At 55.9% G+C, this 26,609-nt stretch carries 18 protein-coding genes and 5 pseudogenes; 18 read left to right on the forward strand and 5 right to left on the reverse strand.

Annotated elements, in window-relative coordinates; genetic code table 11:
* Positions 1-3 precede the first annotated feature (3 nt).
* From ACR0NN_RS24250 to ACR0NN_RS24260, 3 genes and pseudogenes are all read left to right on the forward strand, one after another.
* Positions 4-624: an ABC transporter permease gene (locus ACR0NN_RS24250; RefSeq protein ID WP_480685762.1), complete on the forward strand. Its 621-nt coding sequence runs from the start codon at positions 4-6 to the stop codon at positions 622-624.
* An 11-nt stretch (positions 625-635) separates the two neighbouring features.
* A pseudogene (locus tag ACR0NN_RS24255) lies at positions 636-2,273 on the forward strand (ABC transporter ATP-binding protein).
* A gap of 95 nt (positions 2,274-2,368) precedes the next feature.
* Positions 2,369-3,247: pseudogene (locus tag ACR0NN_RS24260) on the forward strand (LysR family transcriptional regulator).
* 271 nt (positions 3,248-3,518) lie between these two features.
* On the opposite strand, the gene ACR0NN_RS24265 reads toward ACR0NN_RS24260, so the two are convergent.
* Positions 3,519-4,721 (reverse strand): alpha/beta hydrolase, encoded by a 1,203-nt coding sequence (locus ACR0NN_RS24265; RefSeq protein ID WP_170727043.1) that lies wholly within the window; start codon positions 4,719-4,721, stop codon positions 3,519-3,521.
* A gap of 149 nt (positions 4,722-4,870) precedes the next feature.
* Between ACR0NN_RS24265 and ACR0NN_RS24270 the strand changes: the two genes are divergently transcribed.
* From ACR0NN_RS24270 to ACR0NN_RS24325, 12 genes are all read left to right on the forward strand, one after another.
* Positions 4,871-5,545 carry a class I SAM-dependent methyltransferase gene (locus tag ACR0NN_RS24270; RefSeq protein WP_170727045.1) on the forward strand — a complete coding sequence of 225 codons (675 nt, stop codon included), beginning with the start codon at positions 4,871-4,873 and terminating at the stop codon, positions 5,543-5,545.
* Between the two features lie 22 nt (positions 5,546-5,567).
* Positions 5,568-6,416 carry an alpha/beta fold hydrolase gene (locus ACR0NN_RS24275; protein WP_170727047.1) on the forward strand — a complete coding sequence of 283 codons (849 nt, stop codon included), beginning with the start codon at positions 5,568-5,570 and terminating at the stop codon, positions 6,414-6,416.
* A 964-nt stretch (positions 6,417-7,380) separates the two neighbouring features.
* On the forward strand, positions 7,381-8,571 hold the full coding sequence (bhcA, locus tag ACR0NN_RS24280; protein WP_170727051.1) for an L-aspartate--glyoxylate aminotransferase BhcA: 1,191 nt from the start codon (positions 7,381-7,383) through the stop codon (positions 8,569-8,571).
* 10 nt (positions 8,572-8,581) lie between these two features.
* Positions 8,582-9,556, forward strand: a complete 975-nt coding sequence (bhcB, locus tag ACR0NN_RS24285) for a beta-hydroxyaspartate dehydratase BhcB (RefSeq protein WP_170727054.1) — start codon at positions 8,582-8,584, stop codon at positions 9,554-9,556.
* Between the two features lie 12 nt (positions 9,557-9,568).
* Positions 9,569-10,732, forward strand: coding sequence for a 3-hydroxy-D-aspartate aldolase BhcC (gene bhcC / locus ACR0NN_RS24290; protein ID WP_170727056.1), 1,164 nt, complete (start codon positions 9,569-9,571; stop codon positions 10,730-10,732).
* Between the two features lie 79 nt (positions 10,733-10,811).
* Positions 10,812-11,801 (forward strand): iminosuccinate reductase BhcD, encoded by a 990-nt coding sequence (gene bhcD, locus ACR0NN_RS24295; RefSeq protein WP_170727058.1) that lies wholly within the window; start codon positions 10,812-10,814, stop codon positions 11,799-11,801.
* A 30-nt stretch (positions 11,802-11,831) separates the two neighbouring features.
* A complete protein-coding gene (locus ACR0NN_RS24300) occupies positions 11,832-13,271 on the forward strand; it encodes an FAD-linked oxidase C-terminal domain-containing protein (RefSeq protein WP_170727103.1) in 1,440 nt (479 codons plus the stop codon).
* A 46-nt stretch (positions 13,272-13,317) separates the two neighbouring features.
* Positions 13,318-14,469, forward strand: coding sequence for a glycolate oxidase subunit GlcE (gene glcE / locus ACR0NN_RS24305; RefSeq protein WP_170727060.1), 1,152 nt, complete (start codon positions 13,318-13,320; stop codon positions 14,467-14,469).
* Between the two features lie 13 nt (positions 14,470-14,482).
* Positions 14,483-15,847, forward strand: a complete 1,365-nt coding sequence (gene glcF / locus ACR0NN_RS24310; protein ID WP_170727063.1) for a glycolate oxidase subunit GlcF — start codon at positions 14,483-14,485, stop codon at positions 15,845-15,847.
* 52 nt (positions 15,848-15,899) lie between these two features.
* On the forward strand, positions 15,900-16,946 hold the full coding sequence (locus tag ACR0NN_RS24315) for a TRAP transporter substrate-binding protein (RefSeq protein WP_170727066.1): 1,047 nt from the start codon (positions 15,900-15,902) through the stop codon (positions 16,944-16,946).
* An 84-nt stretch (positions 16,947-17,030) separates the two neighbouring features.
* Positions 17,031-19,097 carry a TRAP transporter large permease subunit gene (locus ACR0NN_RS24320; protein ID WP_480685767.1) on the forward strand — a complete coding sequence of 689 codons (2,067 nt, stop codon included), beginning with the start codon at positions 17,031-17,033 and terminating at the stop codon, positions 19,095-19,097.
* A 52-nt stretch (positions 19,098-19,149) separates the two neighbouring features.
* On the forward strand, positions 19,150-21,414 hold the full coding sequence (locus tag ACR0NN_RS24325; protein WP_170727068.1) for an NADP-dependent malic enzyme: 2,265 nt from the start codon (positions 19,150-19,152) through the stop codon (positions 21,412-21,414).
* 386 nt (positions 21,415-21,800) lie between these two features.
* On the opposite strand, the pseudogene ACR0NN_RS24330 reads toward ACR0NN_RS24325, so the two are convergent.
* Positions 21,801-21,960, reverse strand: a pseudogene (locus ACR0NN_RS24330) (IS5/IS1182 family transposase); the annotation flags it as partial.
* A gap of 101 nt (positions 21,961-22,061) precedes the next feature.
* Between ACR0NN_RS24330 and ACR0NN_RS24335 the strand changes: the two are divergent.
* Positions 22,062-22,700, forward strand: a pseudogene (locus tag ACR0NN_RS24335) (glucuronate isomerase); the annotation flags it as partial.
* Positions 22,697-24,145 carry a mannitol dehydrogenase family protein gene (locus ACR0NN_RS24340; RefSeq protein WP_170727070.1) on the forward strand — a complete coding sequence of 483 codons (1,449 nt, stop codon included), beginning with the start codon at positions 22,697-22,699 and terminating at the stop codon, positions 24,143-24,145. The pseudogene ACR0NN_RS24335 and the gene ACR0NN_RS24340, both read left to right, overlap by 4 nt.
* Positions 24,146-24,266: 121 nt before the next feature.
* On the opposite strand, the gene ACR0NN_RS24345 is transcribed toward ACR0NN_RS24340, so the two are convergent.
* Positions 24,267-25,172: an alpha/beta fold hydrolase gene (locus tag ACR0NN_RS24345; RefSeq protein ID WP_480685769.1), complete on the reverse strand. Its 906-nt coding sequence runs from the start codon at positions 25,170-25,172 to the stop codon at positions 24,267-24,269.
* A 135-nt stretch (positions 25,173-25,307) separates the two neighbouring features.
* Between ACR0NN_RS24345 and ACR0NN_RS24350 the strand changes: the two genes are divergently transcribed.
* Positions 25,308-25,880: a CGNR zinc finger domain-containing protein gene (locus ACR0NN_RS24350; RefSeq protein ID WP_170727075.1), complete on the forward strand. Its 573-nt coding sequence runs from the start codon at positions 25,308-25,310 to the stop codon at positions 25,878-25,880.
* A 40-nt stretch (positions 25,881-25,920) separates the two neighbouring features.
* Here the strand turns inward: ACR0NN_RS24350 and ACR0NN_RS24355 are convergent, their stop codons facing one another.
* Entirely contained in the window at positions 25,921-26,484 is a 564-nt protein-coding gene (locus ACR0NN_RS24355) for a TetR/AcrR family transcriptional regulator (protein WP_170727079.1), read from the reverse strand.
* Between the two features lie 4 nt (positions 26,485-26,488).
* Positions 26,489-26,609, reverse strand: a pseudogene (locus tag ACR0NN_RS24360) (amine oxidase); the annotation flags it as partial.

Raw genomic sequence — 26,609 nt, forward strand, 5'->3', positions numbered from 1 at the left:
CGCATGATCTATGGCGCGCGTAACACCATCGGAATTGCCCTGATCACAACCATCATTGCCTTTCTGGCCGGCAGTATCGCGGGTTTCTTCGCGGCGGCCTTGCAGGGTTGGGTCGATCAGCTGCGGTCGCGCGCTGTAGATGTGGTGATTTCGATTCCGACACTGATTTTTGCCCTGTTGCTGCTGACAACATTTGGCACGTCAGTAGGCAGCCTGATCTTTGTCATTGCTTTGATCTATTCCACCTTCGTGTACCGGATCGCCCGAGCTGTCGCGATGGTGGTGGTTGTGATGGATCACTTCGAAGCCGCCCAGATCAGGGGTGAGAAACTCTGGTGGATGATCACGCGCGAAATCCTGCCCAACGCTGCATCGCCGCTGGTGGCGGAGTTTGGATTGCGATTCTGTTTCGTATTTCTGACCATTTCAGGACTGTCTTTCCTGGGATTGGGCATTCAACCCCCCGCCGCCAATTGGGGATCGATGGTGCGTGAAAACGCGTCGCTGATCACCTTTGGTGATCTGACCCCACTTATTCCGGCCTCAGCCATCGGATTGCTGACGGTTGCGGTGAACTTCATCGTCGACTGGATGCTGCACAAAGCCAGTGGCTTGAAGACGTGAGGGCGCAAGAGATGACCAAACATGACCCCCTTCTCAGCATACGAGATCTGCATATCGAAGGTCTGGCACAGGACAGCTGGACACCCATCGTCACCGGCGTCGATCCTGAATTGTCCCTTGGCGAGGTTCTGGGCCTCATCGGCGAAAGCGGCGCAGGAAAATCGACGCTTGGCCTGGCCTGTATGTGATACGCCCGGGATGGGTGCCGGTTCGCAGGCCGTAGTGTTCATTTTGATGGCATCGAATTGACCAATGCATCTCGGGAAGATCGGCGCGGGCTGCGTTCATCGCGTATCGCTTATGTCGCCCAATCCGCTGCTGCCAGTTTCAATCCCGCGTTCAAACTGATCAAGCAACACGCTGATTTTGCTGTTCTGCGGCAGCTAATGACAAAGGAAGAGGCCCGCCAGGGCGCGATACGTCTTTATCGAAAACTGCAATTGCCCAATCCGGAAGACATCGGATTTCGCTATCCGCACCAGGTATCCGGGGGCCAGCTGCAGCGCGCCATGACGGCCATGGCCATGGCCTGTCGTCCGGATCTGATCATCTTTGATGAACCAACAACGGCGCTGGACGTGACCACTCAGGTCGAAGTGCGGGCCGCCATACGTGACATCGTGGATGAATACAGCACCGCCGCAATCTATATCACGCATGATCTGGCCGTCGTGGCCCAGATGGCCGACCGCATCAAGGTTTTACGCCATGGTCGTGAAGTGGAAGATGCCGAAACTCAGACTATGCTGAAAGACCCGCAGCAGGACTAAACCAAGTCGCTTTGGGCGGTACGGGAATTTCGAACAGACGCCAAGCCTCCTGTGCCTCCGGCGCAGACCCCTGTGCTCTCAGTCAATTCCATTACCGCGCGATATCCCGGTGCGGAAACCAACGTGCTGGATGACGTATCGATCGATTTTCATGCAGGCCGCACTGTTGCAATCGTTGGGGAAAGCGGTTCGGGAAAATCGACGACAGCCCGGTCGATAACGGGGTTGTTACCGCCCCTGACGGGCGAGATTTTTCTGGATGGCGCGCCGTTACCCAATGCGTTCCGGGCGCGGTCTAAGGGTCAGCTTCAAAGCGTTCAGATGATCTATCAGATGGCCGATACTGCCCTGAACCCCAAACAGCGGATCGGGGAAATGATTGGCCGCCCAATGACTTTCTATCGGGGCCTCAAGGGGCGTGAGCTGCTCGAAGAAATTCGGAGCCTGCTGGACGCCATCGGTTTGGAGCCTGACAAGTTCATCAATCGTTTGCCGTCAGAACTCTCAGGCGGCCAGAAGCAACGTGTTGGTATTGCCCGTGCGCTTGCCGCCAAACCTAAACTTGTTATCTGTGATGAAGTCACCAGCGCGCTGGATCAGTTGGTCGCCGAAGGTATTCTGAGGTTGTTGGCCGATCTGCAAAAACAGTATCATTTGGCCTATATGTTTATTACCCATGACATCTCAACCGTCGAAGCCATCGCTGATGATGTTGTCGTCATGCGCTATGGCCAGATTGTCGAGCAAGGGCCAAAGGCGCAGGTTCTGTCTCCGCCGCATGACGATTACACACAACTTCTGTTGTCCTCGGTGCCACAGATGGATCCGGGTTGGCTGGACGAGACAATCAGCAACCGCCGCAGCGCTCAAGAAGGGTGAATGCTCTAGCTTTCTACATATGCGGCAACAGTTACTCCTTTGAAGGTTTTCAAATATCTTCATGATATTCGGAATCTTTTCTGGGAAAACTAATCATGCACCTTGAATTCCGTCATCTAAGCGCGATCAAGACTGTGCATGAAGCCGGCGGGCTGGCGCGAGTGAACATAACGCAAAGCGCGCTGAGCCATCAGATCAAGGGGTTGCAGGAACAGGCCGGAGTTGACCTGTTCATGCGTAAAATAAAGCCTCTGCGCTTGTCCGCTGCAGGGTTGCGGTTGCTGCGTTTGGCTGACCAGATCCTGCCGATGGTTGAGGCCACGCAAACCGAGTTTGCTGGTCTGCGCGAAGGCAGGGCAGGCCGTTTGCATATCGCTATCGAGTGTCATGCCTGTTTTGAGTGACTTTTTCCGGTACTTGAGGGCTTTCGGGAATCCTGGCCCGACGTCGACATAGACATACGCCCCGGACTTGGTTTCAACGCTCTGCCTGCGCTGAAAAAGGAAGAAGTTAACCTGGTCATTTCGTCTGACTCCGAGGACATTTCCGGCGTCGATTTCATTGAGTTGTTCGATTAAGTCCCGAAATTTCTTGCCTCCAGCAGCCACGCTTTGGCCGACAAACCATTCATCGAAGCCGCCGACTTCGCTGACCAGACGCTGATCACTTATCCCGTGGAACGCTAATGGCTTGATATGTTCAACCATCTGCTCAACCCGGCCAAGGTGGAACCGGACCAAGGTCGGCAGGTAGAATTGACCGCCGTCATTTTGCTGTTGGTTGCGTCTTCCAGGGGGATAACCGTTCTGCCGGATTGGGTACTGCGATCTGCGAAGAATTCCACCGATTACGTCACAAAACCCCTCACCAAAGACGGTATCAGACTGCATCTCTATGCCGCCGTTCGCAGCGATGAAGCAGGTCAGGAGTTTATGTCCGACTTCATCACGCAAGCACAGCGGGAAACCCGATGAAGGCAAAAGAGCACGAATTGACTTTGGTGTTGTAGCGCAGTTCGTGCCTCTTTTAAGTTAGGCTCTGGCAAAAGAAATTTTTCTCAACGTAGATTAAAGTACACCAAGAAATTTATTAGAGTGAGCGCCGCCGATCGACAATACAGCGTAATCAAGCCAAAGGGATGAGCCAAACTCTCTTCTACTTCAAGCCGCCATTGGCCTCAAAAGCCCCTGATGACGGACAATCCTAAATTGACCGGCATTGCTTGAGCTGTCCGCGGAAGAACCTCTAGCTGTCCAAGAAGAACGCATTGGCCTTCAGGGCGATATCCATAGGTCCAAACCATGGGGCGTGGGCATCTCCGGGAAGAAGTTGCAGCCGCGCGCCTGGGATTGAGCGTGCTAACCACCGCCCATGGTCCAATGGTACAGCGTGGTCCTCTTCACGGTGCAGCACAAAGGTTGGCACATCGATTTTGGGTGCGTCGAGCTTTGCATCGATCTTCCAGCTTAACTCGAGCATGGAAGCTGCCTGTTCCGGATCAGCAGCAGCACGTTGTTGAACGGCAAAACGGTGCCGATCGTCAGCGTCCGCCGATGGAACGAAGATATCTGCAAGGGCGCGCGATCCAACGCCCCAATGCTGCCTTATCAACGCAAGAAGCATTTTCTTTGAGGCTGGTGGGGCTAAATCTTCACCAGAACCATAAGCGCCATAAAAGCAAATGCGCTTAACACGTTCAGGGTGGGTGGCAGCGTAGCGAATAGAGACCGGACCCGCAGCAGAGATTGCAAACAGTGCAAAACATTTGGTTCCGAGCGCCTCGACCATGTCCTCTAGAACTGCAACTTCATCTTCCAGCGTCTCATTCGGAGATGCATCTCGACTCAGGCCTGAGCCTGGCCTGTCATAGCGCAATATGCGAAGCCCCTTTCCCAGCGAAAGGAAGAACGCCCTTATGTCAGGATGATCATGCCACAAGTCCGAGGCCGTGACCCAAAACGGGGGGAGGATGACGAGCGGACCACTGCCATGGATCGCATATCCGATGGAACGACCTTTCCGGTCCGTAACATAGCCGATTTCGGGTGCTGTCGATTCATCGGTTCCAGAGCTGGAGTTAACTTGCGCCACAAGAGATTCGGCAACAGCTACAGGCTTTTGTGTTTCACCAGCTGGAAACATCTCTTTCGCGCACCCGTCAAAACGATACCCAACTTTTGGTAACGTGCGGATAAATCGCTGCGTACGGCCATCATCGCCAATCGCTTTTCTTGCGGTTTTGATCCGGCTGGTGATTGCATCATCTGAAATCGCGCGCCCGTTCCAGATCTGTTCAACTATTTCATCTTTGGTAACGGTCCGCCCATTGGCTTGTATCAACAGAACCAGCAGATCAAAGACCTGTGGCTCGATATGCTGGGGGATCTCATCGCGTAACAACTTGCGACGATCGAGGTCCAGAACGCAGTTGAAGAACGTATAGATCACGGGTTTCTGATCTCCGAGCTGTTTAGCGCGATGTTCACAGTGAACTCGAAAATCCAGCGTTTCTTCATTGCTTCTCCAGAACTCCGCCAAGTGTACTGCGCACATCGCCGACATGGTCTTCGCATCGTCACCAGACAGAAAGCGAGATCATGTCTTTTTACAATAAACATATCCTTCCCCGAGTTGTCGATTGCGGCTGTGGCGGGCGGGCTTTTGAAGGCCAGCGTAAGCGCATTATACCCAAAGCGCACGGAGTAGTGCTGGATCTGGGAATCGGTACGGGTTTGAATATACCGCTTTATGATGAGAGCCGTGTAACTAAAGTCATTGGGCTGGACCCTTGCCAGAGCAGCTTGAACATGGCGAGGAAGCTGGTGGATCCGTCACGGATTTCGGTCGAATTTATCCACGCCTTTGGCGAAGATATCCCGCTTGAGGATGAGTGCATCGATACAGTGATCCTCACCTATACTTTATGCACGGTTCAGGACGTCGCTGCCGTACTGCGTGAAGTCAGACGTGTGCTGCGCCCGGATGGCGAAGTGCTGTTTTGTGAACATGTCAGTGCGCCCACACCGTGGATTTCACGATTTCAGAGCATCGTCAAACGGCCTTGGGCATCGTTGCTTGGCGGCTGTCAGCTGGATCGCCGGGCTGCGACCGCACTGCGGCGTGCAAAATTCCGGGTCGATGCAGAAACAGTGCGTCTGAGCAAGGTTCCGTTCCCCATCGCATGGCAAACAACCGGCCATGCGCGCCCGCTGAAACCCGGCGAGAAACCGGACCGCAGCGCGACTGGGCCAGACCTTCATCTTTCCATTTGATTGAATGAAAGGAGTAAACCAGATGGTTTTTCATATTTCCACCGAACGGTTTCCCGGCACAGATTGCGGACGGGGATCACCAATTCTATTCGTTCACGGGGCAGCCTGCGATCATCGGATTTGGGGGCCACATATCCAGAAACTATCCAGACTCTACCGCTGCATCGCGCCAACTTTGCGCTGGTTCGGGTCAACTCCTTGGCGACCTACGGATTTAGAGTTTAATGAGAAGACCCATGCGAATGATATGGCGTCAATCGTTGATAGACTGGATTGCGGCACTGTCTTCGTCGTGGGGTGGTCCTATGGCGCGAATATTGCGTTGCGGCTAGCGTTTGATAGGCCCGATCTTGTTTCCGGCATCGCTGTTTACGAGCCAAGCGCGACGAGCTTAATCAGCTCGCCGATGGAGATCATTACCCATCAACTGCAAATGCAAGAGACGTTTGTGCCTGTAACGGAAGCGGCAAGTACGGGAAACGCGTTCGAAGTGCTGAGGGCTTTTGTTGAAACCGTCGGCGGCCTTGGGACATTCGAAAACCTACCGCCAGAATTCCACCAGATTTGTCAGGAGAATGCACATACGCTGATTCCGCTTCTGAACTCGAAGCACCGCATCAACTCTGTCACGGCTGCAGAGCTTGCCACGCTGTCAATGCCGATCCACATCGCTTGGGGCGATCGGTCAGGTGATGTCTGGACAATACCAAGCAAAGCTGCAGCCGGCCTCGCAAATACCCAAGGATACAACATCCCCGGTGCAAATCATGTTTGGCCAGCACATGACCCAGCGGCCTTCCTGTTATGGCTGCAAAGGGTGCTTGATCACGACGCGGACCCACTGCCGTTTCCGGCTGCAGCAATCGGTTAACAGCTGCACGGGCTCGGCTCACGACCATGCCAATAGGATACTGTGGTGGGTCGGGCGAAACAGAGGGCGCAGTGCGAGTCTATTCCACATCTGCGGTGATTTCGCCGGCGCGGCCAGATCTATTGAGATGTATGCTGTCGTATTACTACACTCCTGATACCTGCGCCTTGGCAACCCATATCGTTCTTGAAGAGGTGGGCGCGCAATACGAGACGTACCGGATCGACTTTGCGACCAAGATGCAGGCCTTTGAGAGTTATTTATGCTCAACTCTTCACGTGGCCCCCGCCCGTCGGATGAGAGGGTGCCGCTGGACCGATGACGCCACAGCGATCGAAGCACTAAAGCGAAGGTGCCAGACTCTGAAACTGCATGCTATCGGTATATTGAGGATGAAGCCTTCGAAGGGCCTTGTGTTTATGGCACGAACTATACCGTCGCCGGACCATGAAGCACGCGGTGTATTGCACTTTAAGATACCATCCTTTGAATAGCTTCTTCAGCGTGGTAACGAGGTTCGTTTAGATTGCGTGCCGGGTTTAAGATTTTACATGCTAAGACCCACGTCGTTTCGTCTAAACTTTGATGCACTCGTCGCTAAGCAATCTGGTCTGCGGAAAATTGATTTGGATTGATGTTCAGAAAGAAGTCTCAACTGCAAAAGTGTCGTCCTAGTTTCTGAAGCGACCGGAGCGTTGATGCGCATTGTATGAGCCTCATGAACCCTGATTGTTGGGCGTTTCTGATTCTCAACCGCTATCTCATCCAAGGTTCGACCTAAAATTTCACAGTGCCCTGCCAAGATTTTTCATTTCCGAATTAACTTTACTGAAAAATGAAAAAAGGTCTCAGCCATCGTTTTCAGGGCTTTACGCATGTTTTTCACATACCAAAAAATTTTTTCGAGAAAATTGCAAAACCTCAAAACTGGTAAGATAATTTTACCAAATTGGAGGAAAAGGCAATGTCAAACCAAAACCCGGTCTTTATCCCAGGCCCCACCAACATTCCTGACCGACTGCGTCTGGCGATGCAGGTTCAAACCCAGGATCACCGCGCACCGGATTTTGTGGAAACATTCGCCCCGGTGCTTGAAGACACAAAAAAGGTGTTCTCGACCACCTCAGGTCACATCATTACTTTCCCGGCCAGCGGAACCGGAGGATGGGAGGCTTCGATCACGAATACTCTCAGTCCCGGTGACGCGGTTCTGGTCGCGCGGTACGGGATGTTCAGCCATCGCTGGATAGATCTGTGCCAACGCCATGGTCTGGACGTTCGGATTATCGAATGCCCCTGGGGCAGTGGCGCGCCGAGCGATAAATTCGCCGAGGCTCTGGCTGCGGACACCGGGCATGAGATCAAGGCCGTTCTGGTTACGCATAATGAGACTGCGACCGGCGTACGCTCGGATATTGCAGGGGTGCGCAAGGCGATGGATGCCGGCAATCACCCGGCGATGTTGTTCGTGGACTGTGTCAGTTCGCTGGCTTCGATGCCATTCGAATTCGATGCCTGGGGTGTTGATATTGCGGTGTCGGGCTCGCAGAAAGGATTCATGCTGGCAACCGGCATGGCGATACTGTGCGTCAGTCCCAAGGCGCTGGCGGCGATGGAAACTGCCAAACTGCCGCGCACCTTCTTTGACTTCCGCGACATGATGAACGCAAACGCATCCGGTGGTTTTCCGTATACACCGCCGTTGCAGCTGATCTATGGCATGGGCGAAAGCCTGAAGATGCTGTTCGAAGAGGGGCTCGACAACGTCTATGCCCGCCACTACCGCCTGGCCGAGGGCGTGCGCAAAGCCACCGCAGCCTGGGGGCTGGAGCTGGTGGCGCAGTCGCCCGAGCTGTATTCGGACACTGTCAGCGCAATCTACGTGCCCGAAGGCTTTGACAGTAACGCCCTGACCGACCACGCCTTTAATGCCTATGGCGTCAGCTTTGGCATCGGATTGGGCGAGATGAACGGCAAAGCCTTCCGCATCGGCCATCTGGGCAGTCTTACGGATGTGATGGTTCTGTCGGGCCTTGCGACGATCGAAATGGCCATGGCTGATCTGAGCTATCCGATCAAGCTGGGCAGCGGTGTGGCAGCGGCACAGGAATACTTCCGCTCCGGTGATGCCGCCCCACTGAAATCCGCAGCGTAAGGAGGACCAGATGTTGGACTCGTTGACCACAGCAGACAGCCTGACAATCGCCGATATGCGCGCGGCGCATGATCGTATTCGGCCTCACATCAATCGTACACCCGTGCTGCAATCGCAGTACCTCAACGATCTGACAGGCGCCGACCTGTACTTTAAGTGCGAAAACTTTCAAGAGGCTGGTGCGTTCAAAGTTCGTGGAGCGTGCAATGCCGTGTTTGACCTAAATGAAGCAGCGGCCAAGCGCGGGGTGTGCACCCATTCCAGCGGCAATCACGCGCTTAGCCTGTCTTATGCCGCCGGTCGCCGGGGCATTCCGTGCAATGTAGTGATGCCGCGCACTGCGCCGCAGGCGAAGAAGGATGCCGTGCGCCGCTATGGCGGGATCATCACCGAATGTGAGCCTTCGACCACCTCGCGCGAGGCACTGTTTGCAGAAGTGCAGGCCCGGACGGGTGGAGAATTCGTGCATCCCTATAACGATCCTCGTGTGATTGCAGGGCAAGCGACCTGTTCGGCCGAGTTGCTGGAACAGACCGACGGTTTGGATGCGGTAGTCGCGCCAATTGGTGGCGGCGGCATGATCTCGGGCACCTGCCTGACCCTGTCGAACCTCGCCCCCGAGGTGCAGATCTACGCCTCGGAACCTGAACAGGCTGACGATGCCTATCGCAGCTTCGAGGCCGGTCACATCATCGCTTATGACGCGCCGGTCACCATTGCTGACGGCCTGAAAGTGCCCCTGAAGGAAAACACCTGGCACTTCGTGTCGAACTTCGTGCGCGACATCTACACCGCCAGCGAGCAAGAGATCATCGATGCGATGAAGATTACCTGGAAATACCTTCGCATCGTGATGGAGCCCAGCTGCGCTGTGCCGCTGGCCACCATCCTGAAGCATCCCGAGGTGTTCAAGGGAAAGCGCGTCGGCGTGATCGTCACCGGCGGCAATGTGGATCTGGACAAACTGCCCTGGATCAAGGGCTGAGGAGGAAGAGAAATGAATATGCCTGTGAATATCGAGCAGCTTGAGGTCGGTTACGACATCCCCGCCGCCATCGGCATGGACGCGTCCGAGATTCAAACACCAGCGCTGGTGCTGGACCTGGACGCACTCGAACGCAACGTCAAGAAAATGGGCGATTACGCAAAAGCCCACGGTATGCGCCATCGGGTGCATGGCAAGATGCACAAATCTGTCGACGTGGCCAAGTTGCAGGTCGAACTGGGCGGAGCCTGCGGTGTGTGCTGCCAGAAGGTTTCCGAGGCAGAGGTCTTTGCCCGCGGTGGTATCAAGGATGTCCTGGTCTCGAACCAGGTGCGCGATCCTGCCAAGATCGACCGGCTGGCACGAATGCCCAAACTGGGTGCGCGCACGATCTGCTGTGTTGATGACATCGACAATGTTGCCGATCTGTCAGACGCCGCGCAGCGCCACGGTACTCAGATCGAATGTCTGGTCGAGATCGACTGCGGCGCGGGCCGTTGTGGTGTGACGACGACGCCCGACGTCATCACCATCGCCAAGGCTATCGATGCGGCCCCAGGACTGAAATTCGCGGGCATCCAGGCCTATCAGGGCGCCATGCAGCACATGGATATCTATGAGGATCGCAAGGCCAAAATCGACATTGCCGTGGCGCAGGTTAAAGACGCTGTGGATGGGCTCAAGGCCGAAGGGCTGGAGTGTGATATCGTCGGCGGCGGCGGTACCGGGTCCTATTACTTCGAGAGCACCTCGGGCGTATATAATGAACTGCAATGCGGATCCTACGCATTCATGGACGCCGATTATGGCCGCATCCTCGACAAGGACGGCAACCGCATCGACCGCGGTGAGTGGGAGAACGCCTTCTTCATCCTCACCAGCGTCATGAGCCATGTCAAATCGGACAAGGCGATCGTTGACGCGGGCCTCAAGGCGCAGTCGGTCGATAGTGGCCTGCCGGTGATCTTCGGTCGAACAGACGTGGAATACGTCAAATGCTCGGACGAACACGGCGTTGTTGCTGATCCGGACGGCGTTCTGAAGGTGAATGACAAGCTGCATCTGGTGCCGGGCCACTGTGACCCGACCGCCAATGTGCATGATTGGTATGTGGGTGTGCGGAATGGCAAGGTTGAAAGCCTCTGGTCAGTCTCCGCGCGCGGCAAAGCTTTCTAAGCTGCCGCACATGATCCGGGCGGCAGTCTCTCCTTCCCGTGCCGCCCGGACAAATCCCTGCAATCACAAGGATAAGGTTATGAAAGATATGTCGGAAAAGGGTTTGCTGATCGTAGGTGAAGACCTGTGCCAGCAACTTGTTGGCCGCCGCGATGCATTTGACGCGGTACAGGATGTCTTTGCCGCCATGGCGCGTGGTGACGCCTATAACTTTCCGGTCATCCGCGAAGCTATCGGCTATGCCGACGCGCTTTACGGGTTCAAATCCGGTTTCGACCGCGCAGGTCAGGTTCTGGGCGTGAAATCCGGCGGGTACTGGCCAGGCAATATGGACCGTGGTCTGACCAATCACCAATCCACCGTCTTTCTGTTCGACCCCGACACCGGACAGCTGTCGGCGCTGGTGGGCGGCAATTATCTGACCGCTGTGCGCACCGCTGCGTCGTCGGCTGTATCGATCGCTCATCTGGCGCGCAAAGATTCCAAAGTTCTTGGCATGGTTGGCGCAGGCCACCAATCGGCGTTCCAACTGCGGGCCGCAGCCGAACAGCGCAAGTTCGAGAAAGTTGTCGCCTGGAACCCGCATCCCGAGATGCTGCCCCGGCTGGGCGAAGTTGCGCGTGAAATCGGTCTGGAGTTCGAGGCCGTCACTCAGGAAGAGCTTGGTGCTCACGCGGATGTCATCATCACGATCACCTCGGCGTTCGAGCCTTTGCTGATGAAAGACTGGATCAAGCCTGGCACGCATCTGGCCTGCATGGGAACGGACACGAAAGGCAAGCAAGAAGTCGACGCCGCGTTGGTTGCATCCGCCACCGTCTTTACCGACGAAGTTGCCCAGTCGATCTCGATTGGCGAGGCGCAGCACGCGGTGTCTGACGGATCTCTGCTCGAGACTGCGATTACGCCGATTGGCGCAGTCATCAACTCTGATCATTCAGGTCGCACAAGCGACGATGAGATCACTTTGTTCGATGGCACCGGCGTTGGTCTGCAGGATCTTGCCGTGGCCTCGGTCGCCGCACGTTTGGCGGAACAATCCGGGCTGGCAACGCGCTCGGCACTCTGACCGCGCGCAAGGGAGGATACCATGTCAAGCATCGCAATGCCCCAACCGGACCAGGACGTCCTGAACCGCAAGTCGGCCATTGTCGCCGCACTGGCTGACGTGTTGCCGTCGGACAGCGTGATCAGCGATGAGTATGAAACCCGTGCATATGAATGCGATGCTCTGACCGCCTATCGTTGCCCGCCGCTTGCCGTTGTCTTGCCGCGCACAACCGAAGAATGCGCAGCAGCAATGAAGGTCTGCCATGATCTTGGCGTTGCGGTTGTCCCGCGCGGGGCAGGCACATCGCTGGCCGGTGGGTCCTTGCCAACGGCCGACAGCGTGATCCTCGGCACAGCGCGCCTCAAGGATGTGCTGGAGGTTGACTATGACAATCGTTTCATCCGGGTTCAGACCGGTGTTACGAACCTGTCGGTGACAGGTCAGGTCGAAGAGGACGGGTTCTTTTATGCGCCAGACCCTTCGTCTCAGCTGGCCTGTGCAATTGCCGGCAACATTGCGATGAATTCCGGCGGGGCGCATTGTCTGAAATACGGCGTGACCACCAACAACCTTCTTGGTGTCAAGATGGTCATGACCGATGGCGAGATTGTCGAGATCGGTGGCCCAGCGATGGACGCGCAGGGTTTGGACCTTTTGGGCCTGATCTGCGGCTCGGAAGGTCAGCTGGGCATCGTGACCGAGGCCACATTGCGCATCCTACCCAAACCCGAAGGCGCACGCCCTATTCTGATCGGATTTGACGATGCCGAGACGGCAGGGGAATGCGTCGGCAACATCATCAAAGCCGGTGTTTTGCCGGTTGCCATCGAATATATGGATCGCCCGTGCATACGCGTAGTCGAGAATTTTGCCAAAGCCGGTTACCCGATGTGCGAGGCCCTGTTGATAGTCGAGGTCGAGGGCTCGGAAACCGAGATTGACGAACAGCTGTCCAAGATCAGCGAAATTGCTCAGAAACTGAATCCCGTCGAGCTGCGCCGCAGCCAAAGCACCGAGGAAAGCGCGCTGATCTGGAAAGGTCGCAAGTCCGCCTTTGGCGCGATGGGGCAGATCAACGACTATATGTGCCTGGATGGAACGGTGCCTGTTTCGGCCCTGGCCCAAACGCTGAAGCGCATCAGTGAGTTAAGCAAGCAGCACGGCCTGGACGTTGCCAATGTCTTTCACGCCGGTGATGGCAACATGCATCCGCTGATCCTGTTTGATGCCAACAAGCCAGGTGATCTGGAAAAGGCCGAAGCGTTCGGCTTCGATATCCTGCGCGCCTGCGTCGATGTGGGCGGATGCCTGACCGGCGAACACGGCGTGGGCATCGAGAAACGCGATCTGATGACCTACCAATTCAGCGAGGCCGATTTGGAAGCACAGATGCAGGTGAAGGACGTATTCGATCCTGAATGGCTACTGAACCCGACCAAAGTTTTCCCGTTGGAACTGAGCGCGGATCGGAGGAGCTGCACCGCCTGACGGGATGATTTGACGCTCTGACCACAGAGCAGGAGGAGGAAAGACCATGACCGGTTTTGCAACGCCGACCACCGAGTCGGCGATCCGGGAAGCTGTGCTTGAAGCACGGAAAAAAGGTACCCGCCTGCGGATCATCGCAGGTGGCACCCGCAGCCAGATCGGCAGCCCGGGCGAGGTCGCGCAAGCCCTGGACATCTCGGGCCTGTCTGGCATCACCCGGTACGAGCCCGGCTCACTGACGCTTGAGGCACGGGCCGGTACACCGCTGTCCGAAATTGAGGCCGCTCTGGATGCCGAAGGTCAGATGCTGGCCTTTGAGCCGATGGATCATCGCGCATTGCTGGGCACGACCGGCAGCCCGACCATTGGGGGCGTGGTTGCCTGCAACATCTCGGGGCCCCGTCGCTTTGTCAGCGGCGCGTGCCGCGACTTTCTGCTGGGCGTGCGTTTTGTTGACGGTCAGGGCCGGGTTATCGCCAATGGCGGCCGGGTCATGAAGAATGTCACCGGGCTGGATCTGACCAAGCTTGCCTGCGGTGCCTTTGGCACGCTGGGCATCCTGACCGAGGTCGCGCTAAAGGTCTTGCCGCGCCCGGAACGGGCCACAACTCTGCAATTCGAAAGCGTGACCGAGGCCGAGGCAGTCCAGCTTTTCTATCAGGCTTTGAAGACCCCTTACGAAGTATCGGGCGCTGCGTGGCAGAACGGAACCGCGATGCTGCGGGTCGAAGGGCTGTCAACGCAGGTCGACTACCGCTTGGCCGGGCTACAGTCCTTGCTGGGCGGCGGCTCGGTTCTGGAGGGGGCGGTGCACGCCTCACTGTGGACAGCGATCCGTGATGTTCACCTGTTTTCCAGCACAAAAGACACAGTTTGGAAGCTGTCGGTGAAACCAACCGATGCACCATTGGTCATAGCGGCGGCGCGCGACGCGCTTGGGGCGCAGGCAATGATGGATCAGGGTGGTGCACTGGTTTGGCTGGCGGTGCCATCTGACGCGCCAATGCAGGCTGAAACACTCCGCGACCTGATCCCTTATGGTAATGGTTACGCGACGTTGATCCGTGGCAGCACCGATCTGCGTCGTAGCGTTCCGGTCTTTCAGCCGCAACATCCGCGTGTGCGTCAGATCTCGGACCAGTTGCGCCACCAGTTCGATCCCGACGGCCTGTTGAACCCTGGCCTGATGGCGGCCTGAACGGGAGGAAACCATGCAAACCAATTTCACCCCCGAACAGCTGACGGATCGTGACACACAGCGGTCAAACGATATCCTTCGGTCCTGCGTACACTGCGGGTTTTGCACTGCCACCTGCCCGACCTTTCAGGTGCTGGGGGATGAGCTCGACAGCCCACGTGGACGCATCTACCTGATCAAGGACATGCTTGAGACCGAGCGTGTGCCGGACGAAAAAACCGTTACGCATATCGACCGTTGCCTGTCTTGCCTCGCATGTATGACGACGTGCCCTTCGGGCGTGCATTATATGCACCTTGTCGACCATGCGCGCGCGTATATCGAACAGAACTACAAACGCAGCTGGGATGACCGCCTGTTGCGCTGGGTTCTGGCGCGTATCCTACCTTACCCAACACGGTTCCGCTTGGCTTTGCTGGGTGCCAAGATCGCGTATCCCTTTCGCAAGCTTGTACCCGATGCGCGCTTGCGCGCCATGCTTGAGATGGCCCCAAAGGTCATTCCGCCGGTCAGCCGAAATGACGATCCGCAGACCTTTGCTGCCGGTGGACCCCGCCGCAAACGCGTCGCGTTGATGACCGGTTGTGCGCAGAAGGCGCTGAATACCGATATCAACGACGCCACAATTCGCCTTTTGACCCGGCATGGTTGTGACGTGGTGGTGGCCGAGGGCGCGGGCTGTTGCGGGGCCCTGACGCATCACATGGGTAAGTCCAAGGAAAGCCACGCGACGGCGGCGAAAAATATCCGCGCCTGGGCGGCTGAGATGGATGCAGGCGGGCTCGACGCGATTGTCATCAACACCAGCGGCTGTGGCACCACCGTCAAAGATTACGGGCACATGTTCGCCGAAACTGATCTGGCCGAAGACGCCGCGCGCGTTGCCGCCATTGCCCGCGATATCTCTGAGGTGATGACCGATCTGGACCTGAACGACCCGATTCAGGCCGAGCCGATGCACGTGGCCTATCACGCGGCGTGCTCTCTGCAGCATGGCCAGCAGATCAAGACCCACCCCAAGACCCTGCTGAATCAGGCCGGATTCGAAGTGTCCGAGCCGCAAGACAGCCATCTCTGCTGTGGCTCGGCTGGCACTTACAATCTGATGCAGCCCGAGATTTCAGCCGAATTGAAAGCACGCAAGGTCCAGACGCTTGAGGCCAAAGACCCCGAGGTCATCGTGGCAGGGAATATCGGCTGCATGATGCAGATCGGCTCGGCCACGGACATCCCGATTGTCCACACGGTCGAGATGCTGGACTGGGCGACAGGCGGCCCCAAACCGCGCGCCCTGACCGAACCCACGCAACGCGTAACCCCCAAAGGGTTCAAGTTGCCCGAAGAACCACCCCGAAGAGCGGCGCGCACCTGCGCCTGATCCAACTGCTCGATCCGAGCAAACGCAACATGTCCAACAGGAGGAAACAGACATGAAAACCCTAGCAACCCTGACCGCAGCAGCAGCGCTGGCTGCCGCCCCGGCGCTGGCCGCTGACAAGATTTTGCTGAAAACGCCGGTTGCCTTTTCGACTGAACTGCCCGGCCTAGGCACCCCTATCGTGCGCGTGGCCGAAGATCTGGACAGCGTGTCTGGCGGCTCGATTAAGATGAAGGTCTATGAGCCCGGCAAACTTGTACCACCGTTTGAAATCCTCGACGCCGTGTCGTCGGGCAAAATCAACTCGGGCTTTGCCACCGCTGGTTACTGGGCGGGCAAGATCCCCGCTGCACCCCTGTTCTCGGCTGTGCCCTTTGGCCCCGAAGCGGGTGAGTACATGGCATGGATGTACTATGGCGACGGGCTGGAGCTGTATCAGGAAATGTATGACCAGGCCGGATACAACGTCAAAGTCTTCCCCTGCACGATCATCGCCCCCGAAACCTCGGGCTGGTTCGCGGAAGAGATCACCTCGGTCGAGCAGCTTGACGGCCTGAAGATGCGCTTCTTTGGCCTTGGTGGCAAAGTGATGCAGAAACTGGGCGTCGCCACTTCGCTGCTGCCGGGTGGTGAGATTTTCCCGGCGCTGGAAAAGGGCGCAATCGATGCGACCGAGTTCTCGATGCCTGCCATCGATCAGCGTCTGGGTTTCGACAAGCTGGTGAAATACAACTATTTCCCTGGCTGGCACCAGCAAGCGACAATCTTTGAGCTTCTGATCAACAAGGATGAGTGGAACGAGCTGAACCCGCAATTGCAGGCGCAGATCGAGCTGACATGCCGCGCGCAAATGACTGAAAGCTTTGCCGAAGGCGAGGCGATCCAGTTCACCGCCATGCAGCGCAATGTCGAGGAAAACGGCGTGACCATCGTCGATTGGACACCTGAGATGCTGGATATCTTCCGCGCGACCTGGGAGGAGGTCGCCGAGGAAGAAGCCGCCAACAATGAATTCTTTGCCAAGGTCTACGGCAATCTGAGCGAATTCAGCGACGGCTACGCACTGTGGAAATCACACGCGTTTCTACCACGCCAATAAAGCAAGCGTTGGGTCCGGTGACGAAGGTTCCGGACCCTTCAATCGCCCCAAAGGGAGGGGCCCCGGATCAGGGGAAAAGAGATGATGAGCGATAGTTTTGAAACCAAGCTGAACAAGCATGTCGACCCGCATTGGGATGAGGTTGAGGGTGATGACCGCAGACAACCCGGACTCTCGGCCCGGCTGGATGACGTTGTCTCGGGTGTTGGGCATGTGGTTATGTGGGCCAATGTCGCGCTGGTTCTGGCCATCGTTACACAGGTCGGGATGCGGTATGCCTTTGACCTGAATTTCCCGAAACTGGATGAGTTGCAGTGGCATCTTTATGCCCTGACCACCATGATCGGCATGTCCTATGCCCTGACCCATGATGCGCATGTGCGCGTCGATATTCTGCGCCTTGGCTTTTCCCACCGCGCCAAGCGTGTGGTCGAGATGCTGGGTATCTTTATCCTGCTGCTGCCTTTCTGCTGGCTGATGATCGATCAGGGTTACGACTATTTTCACGACAGCTACCGGGTCAATGAGCGCTCGGACAGCCCGACCGGTTTGCCTGCTCGCTGGGCCCTGAAATCCGTCATCATGATCAGTTTTGTACTGGTCGCAATGGCGGCCATCGCACGCCTGATCCACGACGGATACATGCTGTTGACCAACGCGGATGAGCGCGCCGAAAGCTCGGGTCTGATCAAGCTGATGGTGATGTGGGCCATCTTTGCGACCGTTACTTTTGGCCTGATCCAATTGGTCGAAACGCCCGAAGACACGCTTGTCATCATCATGTTCATGACCTTCGTGGCCCTTCTGTTCTCGGGGTACCCCGTGGCCTGGGTGCTTGCGGGTGTCGGCGTTCTGTTCACAGGTGTGGCCTATATGGGCGACAATGACCTGCTGCTCTGGACAGGGATGGAAAGCACATTTACCGGCCTCGACTATCTGACGCTGGGTGCGGTGGTGAACCGGGTCTATGCGACCATGTCGAATGCTGTTCTGGTCGCCCTGCCGATGTTTATCTTCATGGGGTTGATGCTGGACGAATCCGGTGTGGCGCAACGCCTGATGACATCGATGCAACGCCTGTTTGGCACCATGCGCGGCGGGCTTGCGATCACTGTCACCGCAATCGGTATCATCCTGGCTGCGTCAACCGGCATCGTGGGCGCCTCGGTGGTGCTGTTGGGTCTGTTGTCGATGCCGGCGATGATGAAGCAGAACTATTCCAAAACTCTGGCGGCTGGCGTTATCGCGTCGTCGGGGACGCTGGGCATTCTGATCCCGCCTTCGATCATGCTGGTGATCATGGCGGACCAGATGGCCCTGTCCGTAGGTGATCTGTTCATGGCCGCCCTGTTTCCGGGGCTGATCATCGGCGGGCTCTATATCCTCTACATCGTCATCATTTCGACGATCAACAAAGAGGTCGCTCCACTGCCCGAAGGCGCCAAGCGTGTCGACTGGGCCGCAATCCTGGATGTGTTCAAGGCGGTCCTGCCGCCGGTTGCCCTTATCTTTGCTGTGCTGGGCTCAATCTTTGCGGGCATCGCTACTCCGACCGAGGCCTCTGGCGTGGGTGCGGCTGGCGCGACGCTGATGGCGCTGGCCTACGGCAAGCTGAACTGGCGCAACCTGTTCGAGGTCACGCGGAACACGTTCAAAACGACGGCCTATATCTTTGCGATTTTCTTGGGTGCGACCTGCTTTGCCTTTGTTTTGCGCGAGTTGGGCGGAGACGAGCTGATTACCAAAACCATTGAGGGCATGGGCCTTAGTGAAATGGGTACGATCCTGTTCATCTTGCTGATCGTTTTCCTGCTGGGCTTTGTTCTGGACTGGATCGAGATCACGCTGATCATCCTGCCACTGGTTGCCCCGATTATCATGGCAATGCAGATGACCGTTCCGGGCTATGGTCTGGATAACCCCGAACTGATCTGGTTCGTGATCCTGGTCGCCGTGACGCTGCAAACCAGTTTCCTGTCACCGCCGGTGGGCTTCTCACTGTTCTACCTCAAGGGTGTATGCCCACCCGAAATCCGGCTGCAGGACATCTATAAGGGCGTTATCCCCTTCATCCTGTTGCAGCTGACCGGGTTGGCCTTGGTGATCCTGTTCCCTCAGATCGCGACGTGGCTGCCATCAGTGGCTTACTAAAAACAAGCTGCGGCACTTGTCCAGAGTGCCGCACTGAACGGAGATTTCAGACATGCTGACCAAGACCCACACCAAACCATCGGATGCTCTTGCCTATCATGGTCAGGGGCGACCCGGAAAACTGGCCATTCGGGCAACCAAACCACTCAGCTCACAGCGTGATCTGGCTTTGGCCTACAGCCCTGGTGTGGCCGAAGCGAGCATGGCTATCGTGGAAGACGACGCCAATGCCTCGCGGTATACGGCGCGCGGCAATCTTGTTGGCGTTGTCTCGAACGGATCGGCTGTTCTGGGCTTGGGAAATATCGGCGCCCTGGCCTCAAAACCCGTTATGGAGGGCAAGGCTGTTCTGTTCAAAACATTTGCGGATATCGATTGTTTTGACATCGAAATCGATGAAAGCGACCCTGACATCCTGTCAGACACGATCCGCAGATTGGGTCCGACCTTTGGAGCCATCAATCTGGAAGACATCAAGGCCCCAGAATGCTTTGTCGTCGAAGAGCGGCTGAGGAAAGAGTTGAACATTCCGGTTTTTCACGACGATCAGCACGGAACCGCGATCGTCGTGGGGGCGGCTGTTTACAACGCGATGCGACTGGTGGGCAAAGAATTGTCCAACTGCAAAATCGTATCAACTGGTGGCGGAGCGGCTGGAATTGCCTGTCTGAACCTACTGCTGGACATGGGGGCACAGCGCGAGAACATTTGGTTGCTGGATAAAGAAGGTTTAGTGTGCAACGAGCGCGAGACAGAAAAACACAAAGCGGCCTTCGCGCAGTATTCCCCGCCACTGGTACTTGATCAGGTTATCGATGGCGCGGACATTTTTCTGGGTCTTTCTGGTCCACGCGTTCTAAGCCCCGATCAGGTCGCACGTATGGCGAATGCACCCTTGATTATGGCTTTGGCGAATCCTGAGCCCGAAATCCGTCCCGAAAAGGTTCATGCCATACGTCAGGATGCGATCATTGCTACCGGACGGACGGATTATCCCAATCAAGTCAACAACGTGCTGTGTTTCCCATTCATTTTCCGTGGCGCTCTGGATGTAGGAGCAACGGAAATCAATGAGGACATGAAAGTTGCTTGTGTTAAAGCCATCGCCGATCTGGCGCATCGCGGCGCGTCTGATGAAGTCGCGCAAGCCTACGGCGGGCAAACGCTTAGTTTTGGAACGGACTATATTCTTCCGAAGCCGTTTGATTCCAGACTACTTGTGTCCATTGCGCCTGCAGTCGCCAAAGCAGCGATGGAAACCGGCGTTGCAACGAGACCGATCGCCGATCTGGATGATTATCGCGCTGAGCTGACCAGGTTTGTTACCCGAAGCGCACCTCTGATGCGCCCGGTTCTTTCGCGTGCGCGTCAATCGCAAAAACGCGTCGTGTTTGCCGAAGGAGAGGACCCCCGGGTGCTGCGCGCGGTTGATGAAATTCTGCGCGAAAACTTGGCCCGCCCGATATTGACAGGCAGGCCGGATGAGATTGCAAAACAAATTCTCGAATTGGGTCTTGAGTTCGAGCTTGGTTTGGATGTCGAGGTTCTTGATCCTTCAGATCCAAATGTCGTCGATCCGTATTCCCGCCGGTTCCATTCGTTGCAGGCCCGTGATGGCGTTACTCCTGAGCTTGCACAGCGGCTGATCAGGTCAAGCGATACTTTGACCAGTGCCATGCATGTGCATCAGGGCAATGGCGACGCAGTGATTTGCGGAACTTCGGGGGCTTATCTAGCGCACCTTGAGCGTCTCAAGCAGGTTTTCCAAGATGCGGATTCCCCTTCGCAGTTCGCGACACTCGTGCCGATCTTGCTGGAACAACGCACCATCTTTGTCGCCGATGGTTACATCAACATTGACCCCACCGCCGTTGAGCTTGCCGAGATTTGCCGCATGGCCGCGCAGGAAGTCCGACAATTCGGACTGACCCCGCGTGTCGCCTTGATCGGGCACGCAAACTTTGGATCACATGCGACGGATACAACAACAAAGCTGCGAGAAGCCGCTGCGATCCTGACAAGGCAGGATGTGGATTTTGAATTCGAAGGTGAGATGCGGCTGAACCTTGCCTTCGACAAGTCGGAACGCGATCGAGTTTTGCCATGCGGTCGGCTTAGCGATGACGCCAATGTTCTGGTATTTCCGAATGTGGATGCAGCCAACGCCGCGATCAATGCGCTCAAATCTCTCGGGAACGCAGAAACCGTTGGGCCGCTTTTGATGGGCATGAACAAAGTTGCGCATGTTGTAACGCCCTCCATCACCGCGCGGGGCCTAGTTAACATTACGGCTGTGGCAAGTGCCGGTTATCGTTGAGCAATCCTGCCTGAAGCCTGAATTGAAAGAGGAAGTGTTTCGGCTAACCCTTGTTTAAAAGCCGCTGATTTAGCAATTCTTTAATTGTGCCCGAGTGTGACAAAACGTTGTTCTAGTGCGATCCACCCCAGAATTATCGAACGTCTCAGATACAGCTGACAAGAAAGGGCCAGCGATAGAGAGGGGGATTTTTTATGTGGAGCCTCAAAGCCAAACAAGACTTTAACATCAACTAGGGCGGTCAGGATGACGGAGATGTCGTTCCCGTCTCGAAGGACTTGAAGGGTTCGCATCGGATCAGCTGTTTTCTATGGGTTGCAGCGGTTATTAAAAAGGATCAAACTTAGAAACGCAGAAAGTAAATGCGTTGAGTCCAAGGTCAGGAATCATAGCCAGTAGTTGAAGAGTGCTGCCATCGCGATGGCTGGCAGTAAGACCTTTGGGCATCTGTCGTAACCGGGTCGCGACCCGCCGCCAATCCTTCAACCTGCCGAACATGATTTCGATTCAGTTGCCCCGTTTGTGGCGACGCACGACATACTTCACCGCTCATTTTCCGGACCGTGAAACACGCAGCCAATCGAAAACCGATGTATCCGCTTTATGGCCGGATGCGTGGTTTGGCAGAACTGCGCGTTGTGATCGCGGACTTATCGCTGGCCGAGGCCGAAGCATTGTTTGGCAAGATTCAAAGCGGTAATTTCACGCCTGAAGACGCAGATGTCTTCCGGGGTCAGGTTTTGTTGGAAATGGCGCGGATGAGCCTGGAGGACGCTCTGGTGCTGCAACTGCATGCTGGTCCGGTGCGCAATCATAATCGCCTGGTTTTTGAACGATATGGCCGCGACAAAGGCTTCGATATTCCAAAGCCGACGGAGTTTGTCCAAGCGCTTCGGCCGCTGCTGAACGCAGTTGGCATGGAGAAGGACCTGACCATCATTCTCTTTACGCTTGATGAAACCTCTTACGGCCGCGAATTGGCACCCTTGGCCGGAGCCTATCCAGCCCTGCGTCTGGGTCCACCTTGGTGGTTCTTTGACAGTGCGGACGGTATCAAACGGTTCCGAGAGGTCATGACCGAAACCGCTGGATTCTACAACACCACTGGTTTCAATGATGACACCCGCGACTTCACGTCGATTCCGGCACGGCACAATGTGTCACGCCGTTCCGACTGCGCCTGCCTGGCCCGGCTGATCGCAGAGGGACGTCTGACCGAAACCGAAGCACATGAGCTGGCGCACGACCTGACCTATGGCCTAGCCAAATCTGCCTATAAACTATGAGCGAAATCGTGCCTCAATCAACATTGCCTTGTCTCAATCGACGTTCCGAAAAGCCCAGGCCGGGCATCGTTCACCTGGGACCAGGCGCGTTTTTTCGCGCATTCCAGGCGGTTTACACACAGGACGCCATGGAGAAATCGGGCGGGGATTGGGGCATTGTCGCCGTCTCGTTGCGTAGCCCGACGGCACGAGACCAGTTGATCCCGCAGAACTGCGCTTATACGACTGTCACTCTTGGACCAGACAAACGCGACTATCGCCAGATTGAATCCATCGTTGACGTGCTGGTCGCCCCGGAAGACCCCGAGGCTGTGATCGCGGCAATGGCCGATCCGAATATCCGCGTCGTCACTTTGACGATCACGGAAAAGGGCTATTGTCAGCCGGCAGGCAAAGCGGCGCTTGATCTGAGCCAGCCGGATGTTCAGCATGACCTACAGACCCCGGCCAAGCCAAGAACTGCGCCGGGTTTCATTGTCGAAGCTCTTACTCGCCGCAAGGCGTCCGGCGCGCCAGCACTGACCGTTTTGTCTTGTGACAATCTGCCATCAAACGGAGAGCTGGCTAAGGCTGTCGTGTTGGATATGGCACGTCACCGTGACGACGGTTTGGCAGGCTGGATCGAAGCCAATATTCCGTTTCCTTCAACCATGGTTGACCGGATCACGCCTGCAACCACGGAAGAGGATGTGTTGTCCGTATCCAACGCTCTGGGCGTAAAAGACGAAGCCTGTGTCCTGCACGAACCCTTCCGGCAGTGGGTGATCGAAGACAACTTTGCCGATGGTGGCCACCCCAATTGGGAAGCTGGCGGCGCGCAATTCGTTACGTCGGTTGAGGCGCACGAACATATGAAACTGCGCTGTCTCAACGGAACACATTCGACAATGGCTTACCTGGGGTGCCTAATGGGTTTGCAGACCGTAAAAGACGCCATTTCAGACCAGCGCATCATGACCCTCTGCCAGCATCTGTGGAAGGCCGAGATCGTACCAACGCTGATCCAGCCGCAGGGCGAAGACCTAGAGGCCTATACGCATCGACTGTTGGAGCGATACCAAAACAGAAACATCCGCCATTCGACCGCGCAAATTGCGCAGGACGGGTCACAAAAGCTGCCGCAGCGTATTTTGGCACCTTTGCTGGAAAACATCGCCGCCGATCGTCGGTGTGACGGCCTGGCATTCGTATTCGCCGCGTGGGTGTTCTATTTGGGGAAAGAGGATCCAATAGATCCGCTGCGCGACAATATTGTACCCGTCGCGCGCGCTGACAGGTCCATCCAGGAGAGAGTGCGTGATATTCTCAGCCTTATTCTAACAGAGGCGGCGGGCGTCGAAGACACCACTCTTGCGGCCGCGCAAAGCCTGCTTTCAGATCAACTTGCCCGTAGCGAAGATCATGGGGTCGAGACTGCGCTAGAAGAGTTGTTGGCCTCTTTCTAGCTTTCGTGTTTTGGGAATTAACTCAAGGTATTGTTGAGATCATTTGGCGTTGAATGTCGAGGTTGACTTTTTTGGATAGAGCAACTGCCGTCGGCATGACCGGCGGGCAGTGAGGCAAGACTTAGTTCATCACACGAGTCGCAAAGAAATTGCGGATCTTTTTTGCGATCAATTCCCCATCTTCCTCCAACGCAAAGTGGCCGGTGTCGAGGATGTTGTAATCAACATCTTTAAGATCACGCAGAAAACCTTCTGCACCGGGGACGGGGAAATAGGCGTCGTGTTCTGCCCAGACGATCAGTGCGGGTGGCTGATGTTCGCGCAGGTAGGCCTGCCATTCGGGGTACTTGGCAACGTTGTTGCGGTAGTCATAAAACAATCCCAACTGAATCTCGTGCTGGCCTTCGCGATTGATCAATTGATGATCCAGCAACCAATTATCCGGTAAGATCCCTTCGGGATTACGGGTGCCGTGTGTGTATTGCCATTTCAAACCTTCCAGGCTGAAAACCTGTGCTGCGATCTGTGCCTCAATCTCGGCATCGCGTCCATTCTCCCAGATGTGCATTAGCGGGGCCCAGGCGTCTTTGTTGAGGCCTTCTTCGTAAATGTTTCCGTTTTGGACGATCAACGCTTCGACCCGTTCGGGGTGCTCGGTCGCGATGCGCATTCCGACCGGTGCGCCATAATCCTGAATGAACAGAGAGTAGCTGTCGATGCCGCGCTGTTCGAGGAAACTGTCGATCGTGTTTGCGAAACTGTCAAACGAATAGGTGTATTCGGTGGCGGCCGGGAAATCGCTGGCACCGAAGCCGGGATAATCCGGGGCGATCAGGTGGAACTCATCGCTGAGGTCATCGATCAGGTTCCGATATTGATGAGATGAGCTGGGAAAGCCATGAAGCAGAACCAACGACGGGTTGGCGGGGTTGCCCGCTTCTCGGAAAAAGATTTTGTGGCCGTCGACCTCTTCATAGCCATAGGTCGTTTCTGCGGCAGAGGTCGTGGCGACGATGATCAGTGCCATCGCTAGGCTACTTTTGTGGTGCATGAGCATAGATGGGTTCCTTTTGGCTTGTATATAGTAACCGTAAAAAAGAAGATTAACGGTTTCTATATGTGGAGCCTTGTGTAACCGTTCAACCCCCTTTAATCTGGTTATATGGAAAAACCCGAGATACCCTTTCAATTTGTCGGAAATGACTTGTCGCTGGACCTGATCAATACGCGGGTCATGTTTGAAGGCGAAATGGTTGACCTCATCGAAGCGCGCGACCGGCTGGATGCATGGCTGAACGAAGTTTCAAACGTAACCCCGGTCAAGCACTGGACAGCAAGCGACATTGCTGCGCTTCATGCGTTACGGGACGCGTGCCAATCCGTTCTACATGCACAGTTTTCTGGGGCGCAGGCCAATCCCAGAGATCTGGGCTTAATCAATTCGCATCTGAAAGAAATCGGTGCTGCATCGCATCTGACCCAAACCGTAAATGGCTTTGCCATGGCAGCAGATAACGCAAACCTTTCACCTCGGGCATTCCTGGCAAAAGTGGTGCAAAGCTTTGCGACCTTACTAACCGAAACTGATCCGAAACGGATCAGGGAATGCGCACATGATCAATGCGTCTTGGTGTTCAAGGATATTTCCAAAAGCGGCAGACGCAGATGGTGTAGCATGGAGACCTGCGGCAATCGGGCAAAGGCAGCAACCTTCAGGGCCACATCGCACAATTAAACAAGAAGCAATTGAGCTACCGTGCGTGGTCGGGTTCCGGTCAACAGCGGGATTTCAATATGCCCACAGCGTCATCGAATGTCTTGATGTTTTCTTCGGCGCGGGCGGTCAGCTGAGAACCTTCCAGCAGAGCAAGGGCAGCACGTGCTTCGGATGCAGGGTCAGTTACACCCTCAATCGTCTTGTCTTGTTGCCCAAGCTCAAAAATTGCTTCGATACGATTAACCATCATGGCGCGGAAAGCTCTGATCTTTTCAATAACCTCATCTGAAAGGCTTTCCCGGCTGCTGATCAGTGAGACGCAAAGACACAGGGTTTTACCATCGTTCAGGGCATCCCGATACAGCCGGATCAAAGCCTGCAGACGTTCGCAGCCTGTTTCATATTTCGCTTCGATACCTATGCACTCATCTTCGAGTGCGGCGTGGTAGCGTTCCATCAGCGCGGCGGACAAAGCGGCCTTTGTCGGAAAGTGATAGTGGATCGACGCCTTGCGGATACCTACTGCCTCGGCCAGATCGGCATAGCTGAACCCGTCAAACCCGCGCGCGCGCGCAGCGTGTTCTGCAACATCCAGTAAGGCGGTTTTGGTATCTGACGTCATGTTCTTACACCTTTTCCTTTGCGACCAGTTTCAGCGCATTTTCTGCCGCTTCCAACGCACCTTCCAGATAGCCCCCGAATTGAGGGGCCACTTCAGTGCCCGCAAACAACAGACGATCATCCCAG

It is taken from the genome of Ruegeria sp. BA2, assembly GCF_056539605.1.